The 14023-nt window shown below is 73.6% G+C and carries 11 protein-coding genes; 8 read left to right on the plus strand and 3 right to left on the minus strand.

The genetic code is table 11. From position 1 onward, the window contains the following. Nucleotides 1-71 precede the first annotated feature (71 nt). From ACIBIW_RS21215 to ACIBIW_RS21235, 5 genes are all read left to right on the plus strand, one after another. Complete coding sequence (locus ACIBIW_RS21215) at nt 72-1841, plus strand: ABC transporter ATP-binding protein (protein ID WP_399338342.1); 1770 nt, start codon at nt 72-74, stop codon at nt 1839-1841. After that, nucleotides 1838-3631 (plus strand): ATP-binding cassette domain-containing protein, encoded by a 1794-nt coding sequence (locus ACIBIW_RS21220; RefSeq protein ID WP_399338344.1) that lies wholly within the window; start codon nt 1838-1840, stop codon nt 3629-3631. The genes ACIBIW_RS21215 and ACIBIW_RS21220 overlap by 4 nt, the downstream gene beginning before the upstream one ends. Nucleotides 3632-3701: 70 nt before the next feature. Beyond that, nucleotides 3702-6182: a beta-ketoacyl synthase N-terminal-like domain-containing protein gene (locus ACIBIW_RS21225; protein ID WP_399338346.1), complete on the plus strand. Its 2481-nt coding sequence runs from the start codon at nt 3702-3704 to the stop codon at nt 6180-6182. 5 nt (nt 6183-6187) lie between these two features. Further along, entirely contained in the window at nt 6188-7468 is a 1281-nt protein-coding gene (locus tag ACIBIW_RS21230; RefSeq protein ID WP_399338348.1) for a condensation domain-containing protein, read from the plus strand. Nucleotides 7469-7806: 338 nt separating this feature from the next. Further along, nucleotides 7807-8013 carry a hypothetical protein gene (locus tag ACIBIW_RS21235; protein ID WP_399338350.1) on the plus strand — a complete coding sequence of 69 codons (207 nt, stop codon included), beginning with the start codon at nt 7807-7809 and terminating at the stop codon, nt 8011-8013. 44 nt (nt 8014-8057) lie between these two features. Here the strand turns inward: ACIBIW_RS21235 and bla are convergent, their stop codons facing one another. Beyond that, nucleotides 8058-9077 (minus strand): class A beta-lactamase, encoded by a 1020-nt coding sequence (bla, locus tag ACIBIW_RS21240; protein WP_399338353.1) that lies wholly within the window; start codon nt 9075-9077, stop codon nt 8058-8060. 144 nt (nt 9078-9221) lie between these two features. Here bla and ACIBIW_RS21245 point away from each other — a divergent pair, with 144 nt between their 5' ends. Together ACIBIW_RS21245 and ACIBIW_RS21250 are read left to right on the plus strand one after the other, a co-directional pair. Continuing rightward, complete coding sequence (locus ACIBIW_RS21245) at nt 9222-10091, plus strand: LysR family transcriptional regulator (RefSeq protein WP_399338355.1); 870 nt, start codon at nt 9222-9224, stop codon at nt 10089-10091. Further along, complete coding sequence (locus ACIBIW_RS21250; protein WP_399338357.1) at nt 10088-11005, plus strand: serine hydrolase; 918 nt, start codon at nt 10088-10090, stop codon at nt 11003-11005. The genes ACIBIW_RS21245 and ACIBIW_RS21250 overlap by 4 nt, the downstream gene beginning before the upstream one ends. A 68-nt stretch (nt 11006-11073) precedes the next feature. Here the strand turns inward: ACIBIW_RS21250 and ACIBIW_RS21255 are convergent, their stop codons facing one another. Together ACIBIW_RS21255 and ACIBIW_RS21260 are read right to left on the minus strand one after the other, a co-directional pair. Then, nucleotides 11074-11664 carry a TIGR03086 family metal-binding protein gene (locus tag ACIBIW_RS21255; protein ID WP_399338359.1) on the minus strand — a complete coding sequence of 197 codons (591 nt, stop codon included), beginning with the start codon at nt 11662-11664 and terminating at the stop codon, nt 11074-11076. Between the two features lie 74 nt (nt 11665-11738). Then, nucleotides 11739-12443, minus strand: a complete 705-nt coding sequence (locus tag ACIBIW_RS21260; protein WP_399338361.1) for a haloacid dehalogenase type II — start codon at nt 12441-12443, stop codon at nt 11739-11741. 212 nt (nt 12444-12655) lie between these two features. Between ACIBIW_RS21260 and nhaA the strand changes: the two genes are divergently transcribed. Beyond that, nucleotides 12656-13933, plus strand: a complete 1278-nt coding sequence (gene nhaA, locus ACIBIW_RS21265; protein WP_399338363.1) for a Na+/H+ antiporter NhaA — start codon at nt 12656-12658, stop codon at nt 13931-13933. Nucleotides 13934-14023 lie beyond the last annotated feature (90 nt).

Below are 14023 nucleotides of genomic sequence, written 5' to 3' on the forward strand. Positions count from 1 at the left end.
TCATGGGACGCTTGTCGAATCGGCTGCGGTTGTTCCGGGTCCTCGGGGACACGGGTGCTCCCACTGCCGTCATGCTGGCGACGGCACTGGTGGTCGAGAGCGCGATGCCGGCGGGGAGCACAGCGGCCCTGGCGCTGCTGGTCGACCGCTTCGGCAGTGCGCCGGACGGCGGCCTGGTCGGGGCCACGCTGCCCGCGCTTCTGCTCTACGGCGCCGCCCTGGCCATGGGGCAGGCCGCGACCGCCGCGGCGGCCCCCCTCACCGCGGTCGCGGCGGGACGTATCGACGGCATGCACCGCACCAGGGTCAGCCGGGTGGCGACATCGACACGGATGATCGACAAGCTGGAGCGCTCGCGGGCCCAGATCCTGCTCCGCGAGGCGGTGGTGGACCGGAGCCGGGGCTACAACTGCACCCCGTCCGACGGCGCGCTTGCCCAACTGCGCATCCTGGCGGCCCTGGTCGGCGCGGCCTCGATGTGCGCGGTACTCGCCTCCTTCGCCTGGTGGCTCCCCCTCTTCGGCCTGCTGCCCGCGCTCGTCAACCGTACGGTGCGCAACCGGGAGAGCCGGGACATCACCTCGCACTGGAAGGCCGCCGCGCACGGAGAACTCCACGCGGACGTGTGGCGGCGCGCGGCGGTGTCGCCGGGCGACGGCAAGGACGTGCGGATCTTCGGATTCGGCTCCTGGATGGTGGGGCGGATGCAGGACAACATCCGGGACGCCAACGCGCCGCTGTGGACCTACATCTCCCGGATGCTGCGCCGGCTGTGGCTGCCCTTCCTGGTGATCGTCCTCGGCCTTGCACCGGCGTACGTGATCGTTTCCGTGCGCGCGGTGGACGGGGCCACCACCGCGGCCGTCGCGGTGGCGGTGATCAGCGGCGGGTGGGGACTGCTCCAGGTGCTCCAGCCGGACTTCGACCACTACCAGTTGAACGGCTCGCTCCAGACCCTCGGCGCCCTCGACCGGCTGCGCGACCTGCTCGCCGACGACGCGTGCCCGGCGGCGGCCGGTGACGCCGCGGCCGCCGACGCCGTCCCGCACATCAAGTTCGACAAGGTCTCCTTCCACTACCCCGGCAGCGAACGGCTCGTTCTGAACGAGCTGGACCTGGAACTCGCGCCCGGCGAGCTGCTGGCCATCGTGGGACTGAACGGCGCCGGGAAGTCGACGCTGATCAAGCTGATGGCGGGGCTCTACGCGCCGACCGCCGGACGGATCACCGTGGACGGCGTCGACCTGGCCCGGCTGGACCCCGCCCGATGGCGGGCCCGGATGGCCGTGGTCTTCCAGGACTTCGTCCGCCACGACCTCTCCGCCGCCGAGAACGTCGAGTTCGGGTACTGCTGGAAGCCCATGGAGGAGCGCTCGCTGGTGGCGGCCGGGAGCGAGGCCGGGTTCGACGAGGTGGTCGGCCGGCTGTCCAACGGCTGGGACACCCCGCTCTCCAGGGCGCGCACCGGCGGGACCGACCTCTCCGGTGGCCAGTGGCAGCAGCTCGTCCTGACCAGGGCGCTGTACGCGGTGAACCGCGGAGCCCGGCTGCTCGTCCTCGACGAGCCCACCGCCCACCTGGACGTGCGCACCGAGTTCGAGGTCTTCGGCAAGCTCGCCGAGCGCCGGGGCGAGACCGGCGTCGTGCTGATCTCCCACCGGCTCTCCACCGTACGCGAGGCCGACCGGATCGTTCTGCTGGAGGACGGCCGGATCACCGAGTCGGGCACCCACGACGAACTGATCGCCCATGGGGGCCAGTACGCACGGCTCTTCGACATCCAGGCGGAGCGCTTCCGCCGCGGATACGACGATCGTGCCGAGGAGAGGTGGGCTCTGTGAGCCGGTACCTTGCGCTCTGGATCGGCCTCTTCCGGCTGTCCTGGCGTACGCAGCGGGTGCTGACCGTCGCGACCGCAGGCGCCATCGGCCTCTCGGTGGCGTCGGTCGCCGCAGGGGCCGTCGCCCTGCGGGAGGTCGTCGACGCCATCGCGGCCCGCGACATGGGTCCTGCCGTCGTATGGGCAGTGGTGGCCGCGCTGGCCTATGCGGTCAACCTGGTGCTCCAGGACATGGGCGAACTACTCAAGATCACCACGGCTGACCGGGTGGCACGCCTGGAGATCCACCGGGACGTGCACCGCGACCTCGCCGCGCTGCCCGGTATCGAGCATCTCGAACGCGCGGACTTCCTCGACCGCGTGACGATCGTCCGTGCGAACACCGGGCTGCTCGTCCAGAGCGCCTGGAACGCCCTGGGGGTGGTGGCCGGTGTGCTGCAACTGGTCGTGGCCATCCTGCTGCTCGGTGCCGTCGACCCCTGGCTGCTGCTCCTGCTGCCGCTGGCCGCCCTGCCCGTGCTGTGCAATCGCAAGGGCGAGCACATCGTCAAGCGAGCGGAACTGGAGACGGCCGAGTCCTACCGGCTGCACGAACACCTCATCACCACGGCCACATCGCCGGGCCCGGCCAAGGAGATCCGGATCGCCGGGTCGGGCAGCAGACTGATCGAGCGCCAGGCCGAGGAGTGGCGCAAGGCGATGGAGCCGCGCGCTCGGGCGCAACTGATGCGGGCGCTCCTTCTGCTGCTCGGCTGGTCCACCTTCACCGCCGGACTCATCGGCGGGCTGCTGTTCCTCCTCTTCCGGGCCGGTGCGGGCCATGGCTCGGTGGGGGACATCGTCCTCGCCGTGGCAGTGGCGTCGAGCCTGCGGCAGACGGTCGGCGCGACCGTGTCCACCACGTCCTCGGCGGTGGGCGCGGCCCGCGTCATCGACCCCTACCTGTGGCTCCGCCGCTACACGCGGGAACAGGGCACGGGCGACAGGGCCGGCCGGGCGTGTCCGGCGGCGCTGCGCGAGGGCATCACCGTCGACGACCTCGGCTATACGTACCCCGATGCCGGGCAACCCGCGCTCGACCAGGTCAGCGTGCACATCCCGGCGGGGTCCGTGGTGGCGATCGTCGGGGAGTTCGGCTCGGGCAAGACCACCCTGGTCAAGCTGCTCTGCAAGCTCTACGCGCCGGACTCGGGAAGCATCCGGGTGGACGGCGTCGAGCTGTCGGCCATCGACGCCGGGCAGTGGTGCACCCGGCTGAGCGCCGTATTCCAGGACTTCGGCCGCTTCCACACCAAGCTGGGGCACACGATCGGCCTCGGGCAGGTCTCCCGTATCGAGGACCGGGCGCGGATCGAGCAGGCGGTGCGCGAGGCCAGCGCGGAGGACTTCGTCGCCGCCCTGCCGCACGGCCTCGACACCCAGCTCGGGTCCGAATTCGACGGTGTGGACCTCTCCGAGGGGCAGTGGCAGCGGACCGCCCTGGCACGCGCCTCGATGCGCCCCGACGCGCTGCTCTTCGTCCTCGACGAGCCCACCGCCTCCCTGGACGCGCCCACCGAGCGGGAGATCTTCGAGCGCTACATGGCGCACGCCAGGGCGCGTGCGCGGCGGAACGGCGCCATCACGATCGTGGTCTCGCACCGGTTCTCCACGGTGACCGGCGCGGACATGATCCTCGTCCTGGAGGACGGGCGCCTGACGGAGAGTGGCGACCACTCCACGCTGCTGGGCCGCGGCGGGCGCTACGCGGAGCTGTACACGATGCAGGAGAAGGCGTTCTCGCGCGACTGAGAGCGAGCGGAGCGCGGCGTCGGCATCGGGTCCTGGCATCCGCCCGGAAAGGAAACGGAGGACCAGCAAGGTGTTGCACTCATACAAGATCGCGGTAGTCGGGATGGCATGCCGCTTCCCCGGCGCCGACGACTGCCGTCGTTATGCGCGGAACCTACGGGAGGGCGGGGACCACATCACGAGGATCTCCCGGGAGACCCTGCTCTCCCGCGGAGTACCGGCGGCACGCGTCGACCATGCACGCTACGTTCCGGCCCGGGGCGCCATCGACGGCTTCGACCTGTTCGACAACGAGTTCTTCGCCATATCCCCGGCGGACGCGACGGCGATGGACCCGCAGCACCGGCTGTTCTTCATGACGGCCTGGCATGCCCTGGAGGACGCCGGCCATGCGGCACCGCGGCTCCGCGCCCGCGCCGGGGTCTTCGGCGCGTGCAGCCGCAACTCGTACGCCACCTCACCGGCCGAAGACGTCAGGAGCCTGATCAACGATGCCGGCGACCACCTCAGCACACGTCTGTCGTACAAGCTGAACCTGCACGGACCGAGCATGACGGTCTCCACCGCCTGTTCCAGCTCGCTCGTCGCCGTCACCCAGGCCGTGCAGGCCCTGTTGCTGGGGCAGTGCGACCTGGCCCTGGCGGGAGGGGCGTCGCTGAAGGTCCCCGTGGAGGGCTACGTCTTCAGGGAGGGCTCGATCCTGTCGCCCGACGGCTACTGCCGCGCGTTCGACGCGAAGGCCGCGGGCACGGTCCCGGGCGACGGCGCGGGGGTGGTGGTGCTGCGCCGGCTGGACGAGGCGGTACGGGCAGGAGACACGATCCGTGCCGTGATCTCCGGCTTCGGGCTCACCAACGACGGCAGCGACAAGGTGGGTTACAGCGCGCCGAGTATCGCGGGCCAGGCCGCCGCCATCACGGCCGCGCACACCATGGCGGACGTGGGCCCCGCCGACATCGGATACCTGGAGGCCCACGGGACCGGGACGGTGCTGGGCGACGCGGTGGAGGTCACCGCGCTGCGGGAGGTCTTCGACGCCGTACCGCGCGAGCGGTCCTGCGCCCTGGGCACGGTGAAGAGCAGCATCGGGCACCTCGACGCCACCTCGGGCGTCGCCGGGCTGATCAAGGCCGTGCTCAGCGTGGAGCAAGGCGTCATCTATCCCCACGCCCGTACGCAGACCCCGCATCCGGAGCTGGACCTGAACAAGAGCCCGTTCCACGTGCCCGCGGTGTGCGAGCCGTGGCCCGCGAATCGGCGGCGGCGCGCCGGAGTCAGCTCCTTCGGTGTCGGAGGCACCAATGTCCACCTCGTGGTGGAGCAGGCACCCGAGCCCCCCGCGTCACCGTCCCGCCAGGGGTACTGGCCACTGCTCGTCAGCGCCAAGAACCCGGAGTCGCTGCGTCTGCAGATCCAGGATCTGGCCGAGTGCCTCTCCTCCTCCGTCGGCCTGGCGGATGCGGCGTACACCCTGGCCGAGGGGCGCGAGGCGTTCTCCCACCGGTATGCCGTGCTCGCCCGGGACGCCGACCAGGCGGCGCGTCTGCTCCGCGCCGCCGAGGCGGGCCCTGGCGCCGCCACCGCCTCCGCCCGGAGGGCCCTCTTCGAGTTCCCGGCGGCGAGTGACGTGACCCCGGCCCTGGTACGGGAACTCGCCCGCGGCCACGCGGCCTTCAGGGCGGCCTGGGGCGTATGGGAGGCGGCGGCGCCCGGGTGGGAGGCCGACCGCTGGAACGAGCGCGACCGCCCCGTCGCCACCTGTGCCTTCCAGTACGCGCTGGCGTGCCTCTGGGCGGCCTACGGCGTCGAACCGAGGCGGGTGGCGGCGTACGGACTCGGTGCCACCGCGGCGGCCGCGTTCACCGGCGAGATCACCGTCGAGGAGGCCGCCCGGCTCGTCGCCGCGGGCACCGGCGCGCGGACGCCGGGCGGGTCGGTGGAGCCGGGCGGGCCGGTGGAGTCGGGCGGGCCGGTGGACGGCCTCCGGATCTCGATGGCCGCTCCTGGCCGGGTCCGGGTCGACGGCGCGGCCGTGCCCCCGCCGCCCGCCGGGGCCGACGTCATCATGGCGACGCTGACCGCGCTCTGGCAGGCGGGTGCCGACGTGCGCTTCGGCCCGCTGTTCGCCGGAGGCGGATTCCGGCGGGTGCCGTTGCCCGGCTACCGGTTCAGGGCCCGGCGCCACTGGGCCGTCCGCCCCCAGGCCGCCGCGGCCGGGGAGTCCTCCGCCGGTTCCGGCAGGACCGGCACGCCCGCCGACTCGGGCGCGGGCCAGGACACCTCCGACGAGGTGATCCTCGGGCACGTCATGGACGTCTGGGAGGAGGTCCTCGGCAGTCGGCCCGACTCGGCCGACGCCGACTTCTACGACGCGGGTGGCGACTCGCTCGCCGCCACCGAGCTGGTGGCGGGCATCGAGGAGCGCCTCGACGTGCCGCTGGGCTCCGACACCGTCTTCTCCGACCCGACCCCCGGCGCACTCGCCGGGCGCATCCGGTCGCTGCTGTCGGCCGATGGCGCTCAGCCGCCCGCGAAGACCGGTCAGGAGTGAGAGCGGTGCGCCCCCGGAACCCGGAGCACTACCCGTTGTCGTACCAGCAGGAGGAGGAGCTGCGGGACTACGGGCGACATCCGGAGTACGCGTCCAGCTCCTGCGAGGTACGCCTCTTCCGGCTCGGCCAGGATGTCGACACGGAGTGCCTGTCCGGCGCCGTCGACGACCTCACCGGGCGGCACCCTGCTCTCCGTACGACGATGGGCGAGTGTGGGTCGGGCCCCACGCAGTGGGTGCACGAACGGCTTCCGCCGACGTCCGCCGACGCGCCCCGGCCGCGGAGCGTCGAGGCGCTGGCGCACCGGCTCGTCCGGGCACGCCCCACCCTGGCCGGCATCCTGGACGGCGGACCGCTCTTCCGTGCCGAGCTGCACGACATCGCCGGGAGCGCCCTGTTCTCGATGACGCTCCAGCACCTCGTCTTCGACGGCTGGTCGCTCCGTGTCCTGTGGCGGGACCTCGCCGAGTTCTACGCCGCGCGGCTGTCCGGCCGCCCGCCGGAGCTTTCGCCCCTGCCGATGAGTTATGGGGAGTTCGCCGTGCGGCAGCGGGAGTCCTGGGCGGCTCTGCGGCAGTCCGCGGTGTCGTCCTGGGCGTCGGCGCTGACCGGCTGTCCTGGCACCGTCGCCTGGCGGAGCCAGGGCACCGCCGGGGCCGAGGGCGGGGGCGGTGCTCCGGCGCGGGTGCTCCGGTTCGACCTGCCCGCGGAGTGCGTGCGGGAGGCGCGTGGCCTGGCCCGCGCCGCGGCGGCGTCGCCGTTCACCGTGCTGCTCTGCGTGTCCGGCGTGGCGCTCTCCCGGGTCCTGGACCAGAAGGATCTGCTGCTGGCAACGGACTTCGCGAACCGGGAGAATCGCGCCGTCCGGCAGGCGGTGGGGTTCTTCGCCAACACCCGGCTGACCCGTGTCGACATGCGCGGCGCGCCGTCCCTCCCCGAACTCGTGGCGTCCGTGCGCGATGCGTGGCGCGCGGCCGAACCGCTTCGGGACGCCCCCGTCGGCCCGCTGCTGCACGCGCTCGGGCGCCCGGAATTCGTCAAGGTCGGCATGAAGATCGCCGACCGGGAGGGCCCGGCCCTCACCCTCCCGAAGACGACGGTCGAGGAGGTTACGCTCACCACTTCCGACCCCTACTGGCGAAGGCTGAAAGTCGAATGGTCGGCCGGCGAGTCCGGTTACCGGGCGGACGTGATCTTCCAGCCACCCGCCGTCGACCCCTCCCTGCCCGCCGCGCTCGCCGACGAGATCGTCAACCTGCTGCGCGCGCCGGTACGTACGCGGTGACATGCCCCGGTGCGTGACGCGAAGCGGGTCCGTGCCCCGGTGTTCCCACGCAGGATGAGGGCGATGGAGTGCAGCCCGCCGTCGCCGACCTGGTCGGGTGCGGCCTGGAGGCAGGCGGTCCGGCAGCCGCAGACACCGGCGCCGAGCGTGCCGCCGGGCCTCGCGGGCCTCCCGTGTCCACCGGGCGCGCGCCACGCACCGACCCGCTGGAGCGCAGCTCCTCGCGCAGTGCGGCCACGGACCGGTGGAACGCCTCGGAGCCGTTCAAGTACGGCATGACGTAGGGGGCGGTCTCGGGCTCGAAGCGCCGGCTCTCCGCCAGCGGACCGGCGTCGACGGTGTCGAAGCCCAGCCTGTCGAGCAGCGCGGCGGCTTCGGCCTTCGCCGCCGGGTCGTCCCCTGCGATCGGCGGTGCGGACGCCGCCCCCTGGCGCCGCCTGCCGCGCATCTCCCTCGACGGCCTCAGCAGCCGCAACACGGAGCCGTTGCCCGCCCCCGCACCCGCCGCCCGGGTTCGGACACCGCCCGCGACGAAGCCGTCGTGACACACGCCGGGGGCCGTGGTGCCGTGGCAGGCGGGGTGTCGCGGTCAACCCCGCCAGGAAACCAGGCCGTTGGCCACCAGAGTGGCCGTCTCGGCGACGAGGGCGGTGTTCGTGGGGCCTGCCGGGGCGAGTGTGTGGGAGAGGATCGCGAGGAGCAGTGGGGGGTGGTCGGGGGGCCATACGACGCCCACGTCGTTGGCTACTCCGTAACTCGTCGTGCTGCCCGTCTTGTCGGCCAGGGTCCAGTCGTCGGGGAGCCCCGCGCGGAACATCTCGCCGTCGGTGGTGTTCGCCACCATCCAGCCGGTCAGCCTCGTACGGTCGCCGGGGCACAGGGCGCGGCCGAGTACGAGGCGGGCGAAGTCGCGTCCGATGGCGGCGGGGGTGGTGGCGTCCATGATGCGGTGCGGGTCGGGGGAGTCCAGCGGCTCTTCGTGGTCGAGCCGTGTCGCGCGGTCGCCCAGCGACCGGCAGAAGCGGGTGACGGCCGACGGGCCGCCCAGTTCGGCCAGCAGGAGGTTCGCCGCCGCGTTGTCGCTGTCGCCGACGGCGGCCGCGCACAGGCTCTCGACCGTCATGCCGTTCGCCAGGTTCTCCGGCAGCCCGGTGACGGGGGCGTAGCCGGAGCGCGCCACGAGCCGCCGGTCGTAGTGGACGCGGCGCGCGAGGAACGTGCCGTCGTGGTCCAGGTCGCGCAGTACGGCCGCGACCGCGGGCACCTTGAACACCGAGCAGATCGCGAAGCGTTCGTCGGCCCGGTGGCACACCGTGGCGCCGGTGGCCGTGTCGACGGCGTACACGCCGAGCCGGGCCGCGTTCTCCTCCTCCAGCGCGCGCAGCCGCGCCGCGAGGGAGCCGCCGCCGGGCGCCGGGACGTGGGCGCTGCCGGGCGCCGGGACCTGGGCGCCGCCGGGCGCCGACGCGTGGGCGCTGTCGGCTCCGGACAGCACGCCGGACAGCGCCGCACCGACGCCCAGGGCGAGCGCGGTCCGGCGGGAGGGGAGCGCGGCCCGGCCCGGGGGGAGGGCGGTTCGCCGGGAGGAGCGGGCCTCGGGCACGTGCATGAGGGACCTCTTTCGGGAGTGCGGCAGTAGCGCCGCCAACGCCGGGCCGTCCAGCGGAGTCAAGGCGTTGGGGGCGTGGCATGTCGAATATGCTCTGGGGTTCGAGGCCATTCGCGTCAGATATCGCCGCACGCTGGAGGCGCGTTGCTCACGGAACGGCACCTGGAAATATTTCTCGCGCTGGCCGAGGAAGCCCACTTCGGCGCCGCGGCCAGGCGCGTGGGCATCACCCAGCCCCCGCTCTCGCAGGGTCTGCGCCGCCTGGAGGCGCTGCTCGGCGTCCGCCTCTTCGACCGCGGCCGGGGGGTGACCCTCACCGAGGAGGGGGCGTCGCTGCTTCCCCACGCCAGGCGCGCCCTCGCGGCCCTTGCCGCGCTCCACGAGGCCGCCGCCCACGAGCAGGGCGCGCGGCGCCGGCTGCGGCTGGGGCTCGCCCCCGAGATCCCCGCCGCGGTCGCCGCCACCGTCGCCGCCGCCCCCGTACACACCGGCGAGCACGGCCGTATCGCGGTGGTCACCGCGCCGACCAGCACACTGCTGTCCGAGACCGCGGCGGGCCGCCTCGACCTCGCCGTGGTCAGACACCCCGCGGTCCTGCACGGGCTGGCCGCCGAGCGGGTCGTGCTCCTGCCGACGTCCCTCCTCGCCCCCGCGCCCACCGCGGAACGCGGCGGCCCCGCACGCCCGTTGCCGTTCGCCGTGCCCCGGCGCGAGGACGCGCCCGCCGCGCACGACCTGTTCATCGACACGCTCGCCAGCCGGGGGCGCCGGTTCGACACCGTCGTCGTCTCCGACGAACGCGCCGCTCTCGCCCTCGTCGCGGCCGGTCAGGCCGTACTGGTGACCGCCGACACCACACTGGCCGCCGACGGTGTCGAGCGCGCACCCGCCGACGACCCGCCCCTGCCCCTGCGGCTGCGCGCCGTGTGGGACCCCCGACGGCCGGAGGATGACGGCATCGCACGCGCGGCCCGCACCGTGACCGACACCCTCGCGCGGCAGGTGGCACGGTGACCGGTGGGGCGGGGCGCGGCGGTGTGCTGCGGACCCTGCGCACCATGTTCGACGACGCGGGGGTACGCGGCTGGCTGCACGTGGCCGACCTGCACAGGCCCGAGGCGTGTGTGTCCCTCGACGCCGGTGAACCGGTCCCCGTGGGCTCGCTCCACAAGATCCCGCTCATGGTCGCCTTCTGCCGGCTGGCCGACGCGGGGGGCCTCGACCCGGCGCTGCGTGTGACGCTCGACCCGGCGCAGCACATCCCGGGGCCGACCGGTGTCTCGATCCTGCGCGACGCCGTGACGGTGTCCCTGCGCGATCTGGTGACCCTCATGATCACCATCTCGGACAACACCGCGGCCCACACGGTGCTCACGCACGTCGGCACCGCCGCCGTCGACGAGGTCTGCCGGGACCTGGGCCTGGCGGACACCCTCGTGCGCGGCGGTGTGGTCGCCTCGTTCGACCGCATGGTGACGGAGACCGGCGCCGCCGACCTGCGCACCGCGCTCGGGCATATCGCGGACAACGACACCGCCGTGCCCCCCACCGTCTACGACCCCGCCTCCAAGGCGTCCTCCACGCCCGCGGACATGTCCCGTCTGCTGCACGCCATTTGGACGGGCCGGGCCGGTTCTGTGGAGAGCTGCGCGTTCATGCGCGACCTCCTCGGCAGACAGGCGTGGCACCACCGGCTCGCCTCCGGGTTCCCCTACGACGACGTCACGGTGTACGGGAAGACGGGGACGTTCGGCGCCATGCGCCATGAGGCGGGCGTCGTGGAGTTCCCCGACGGGGCCGCGTACACCGCCGCCGTCTTCACCCAGGCGGCACGCGCGGACCGCAAACTCCCCCGGGCCGACGCGGCGATCGGCACCGCGGCCCGCACCGCGGTGGAAGAACTCCGGGGTGGGGGGAGGGGGTGGTAGGGCGCTCGCGGCCGGCGATCGGCGCCCGTCGGGGCGAGCGGTCCGCGCGCACATGGGCGGCCGGGCCGTCAGCGCACGGCAACCGCCCTACCACTCACCACCGCCGCAGCGCGAACCCCACCCCACCCCCCGCCCCAACACCCCCGCCAACCTGTCGATTGCCGGGGCGTTGTGGGGGACCGGCCGTGGGGGTTTGAAGCGGCGAGGGGTGGGGGGATCTTGGGGCTCATCAGGGTGGCGAAGGCGATCGCGCGTTCCGTCGTGGCGGTGTCGAACGACGGGGTGTGGCCGACGGCGCGGGCCAAGTCCCAGCCGTGGGCGAGGTGTTCCATCGTGAGGATGTTCAGCGCGGTCGCGCCGGGCATCGGGCCGAGCCGCGTCGTGACCGTGCGCTCCAGCGCCCCCTGCTCCCGGAACGCGGCCGGCAGCACCGCCGCGTTGTCCCGGAAGGCCGAGTCCTCGCGCTTGGCCTCGCCCGTCATGGTCACGCGGAAGTTCCGCTGAAGGTCGAGGAGATGGTCCACGACCGCGCGCACGTCCCAGTCGTCGCACGGGGTCGGCGCCGCCCACCGCCGTTCGTCCAGGGACTCGACGAGCCGCGCCACCTCGTCGAGGACGTCGGCAAGGTCCGACACCAGGTCCGTCGCCCGCTCCTTCACCTCGGGGAACGCAGGGCTTTCGCGCGCGAGTCCACGGTCGTGTCCGCGTCGTCCCGCGTGCCGTGGCGGTGGCGCTACGGGGCCGTGAGGGCGGTGGCCAGTTCGCCGAGGCCGTTGAACCACCGGTCGGCGCCGCCTGTCTCGTCCGTACCGGCGGCGGTGGCGTTCGCTCCGGGGTGTCGTACGTATGCGGTCCGCATGCCGCTCGTGCGGGCCCCGCGCAGGTCCCAGGGGTGGGCGGCCACCATGAGGACGCGCTCCGGCGGGCAGTCGGCGGCGTCGAGGGCGATCCCGTAGACCTCGGGCGCGGGCTTGTAGGCGCGGACGGACCCGGCGGACAGGGCGGTGTGCCAGCGCAGCCCGGCGTGGGCGCTGAGCCGCAGCAGGGTGGCGCGGCCCGCGTTGGAGAGGGCGACCACGGGCAGCCGCCCGGCGATCCTGTCGAGACTCGCGGTGGTGTCGGGCCACGGGGGCAGCCGCCTGCTCACCGTGGCGAGCCGGGCGATCGCGTCCTGGTCGGTGAGCCCGGCGACGGCGGCCGTGTGCCGGGCGGCCTCCGCGTCGATCACGTCTGCGGCGGCGTACGGGCGCCCGCCCTCGCCCACGTGTCGCTGCGCGTTGTCGCGGTACCGCTGCCAGGTCGCCGCAAGCGCGGCGGTGGTCGCCTCGTCGGCCGTGGGCAGCAGCGCGCGGATTTCCGCCCTGAGCCCGCCTGTCTCGTCGACCAGGGTGCCGAGGACGTCGAAGACGACGACCTCGATGCCGTGAATCCCGGCCATGCGCTCGCTCCTTGAGGGGGGTGGTTGGGGTGGGGGCGGTGGTGTCACCGGTCGGGCAGGTGATGAGCGTGGCACGGGTGGTGTCACCGGTCAAGGGGGTGATGGGAGTGAGGGGCGGGGGCGGTGGCCGCGGGTTAGGGTGAGCGTGGTGTGCCGGGAAGGCTGGTCGGCGTCGAGTGAGACATGCCCGCCGCCACTGACCGGAGTCGCCCATGGCCCCCCTTCCGCCCCGGCCCCCGTCCGTCCCGCGCCGCCTCTTCGTACGCCCGGGTGCGCGCCGGGCCCGCGAGGTCGCGTCGGCGCTGCGCAGCGAGACCGTCGGCGGGCTGCTGCTGCTCGTCGCCGCCGCGGCCGCGCTGATCTGGGCGAACACACCGTGGAAGGGCGGTTACGAAGCCCTCGTCGGGGCCCGCTTCGGGCCCGCCGCGCTGCATCTGGAGCTGAGCGTGGCGCAGTGGGCCTCCGACGGGCTGCTCGCGGTGTTCTTCTTCGTGGTGGGCCTCGAACTGAAGCGGGAGTTCACCGAGGGGGACCTGCGCAGACCGAGCCGCGCGGTGCTGCCGATCGTCGCGGCCGTCGGCGGGATGGCGGGGCCCGTGGCGCTGTATCTGGCGGTCAACGCGGTCGCCGACGGGGGCACGGCCCGCGGCTGGGCGGTGCCGATGGCCACCGACATCGCGTTCGCCGTCGCCGTGCTCGCCGTGACCAGCACCCATCTCCCGGCGGGGCTGCGCTCGTTCCTGCTGACGCTCGCCGTCGTCGACGACCTGCTGTCGGTCGTCGTCATCGCCGTGTTCTTCAGCGGCCGTATCAGCCCGCTGCCGCTGCTCGGGGCGCTGGCGGCGGTCGCCGCTTTCGGGCTGCTGACCCGGGCCCGCACCACCCGCTGGTGGCTGCTGGTGCCGCTGGCGCTCGCCGCGTGGGCGCTGATGCACGCCTCCGGTGTCCATGCCACCGTCGCCGGGGTGCTGCTCGGGTTCAGCGTGCCCGCGCGCACCGGGCCGGGCGGCGAGACCAGTCTCGCGGAGCGCTTCGAGCACCGCTGGCGGCCGGTGTCGGCCGGGCTCGGGGTGCCGCTGTTCGCCCTCGTGTCGGCGGGGGTGTCGCTCTCCGGGGGCCTCGGCGGCACCCTGCGCGACCCGGTGGGGCTCGGCGTCGGGGTGGGGCTCGTCGTGGGGAAGCTGGTGGGGGTGTTCGGCGCGACCTGGCTGCTCGCCCGCTTCACCCGCGCCACCCTCGACGAGGAGCTGTCCTGGTGGGACGTCTTCGGCCTGTCCCTTCTCGCGGGCATCGGCTTCACCGTCTCCCTCCTCATCGGCGAACTCGCCTTCACGCCGGGCACCGCCCACGCCGAGCACACCAAGATCGCCATTCTGCTGGGCTCCACGGTCTCCGCCCTGCTCGCCGCACTCGTCCTGCGGCGCCGCAACCGCGTGTACCGGGACCTGGCGGCGCCGACCGCCACCACCGGCGGCAGTCGGCGGCCCTAGGGCGTGTCCGCAAAGTCAGGGTAGCCACAGTCGTAGGCAGGCGAGGGTGACCAGGGCTTGGTAGTGGCGGGCGCGTTTGTCGTAGCGGGT

It is taken from the genome of Streptomyces sp. NPDC050560, from assembly GCF_044457285.1.
Classification (GTDB): Bacteria; Actinomycetota; Actinomycetes; order Streptomycetales; family Streptomycetaceae; genus Streptomyces.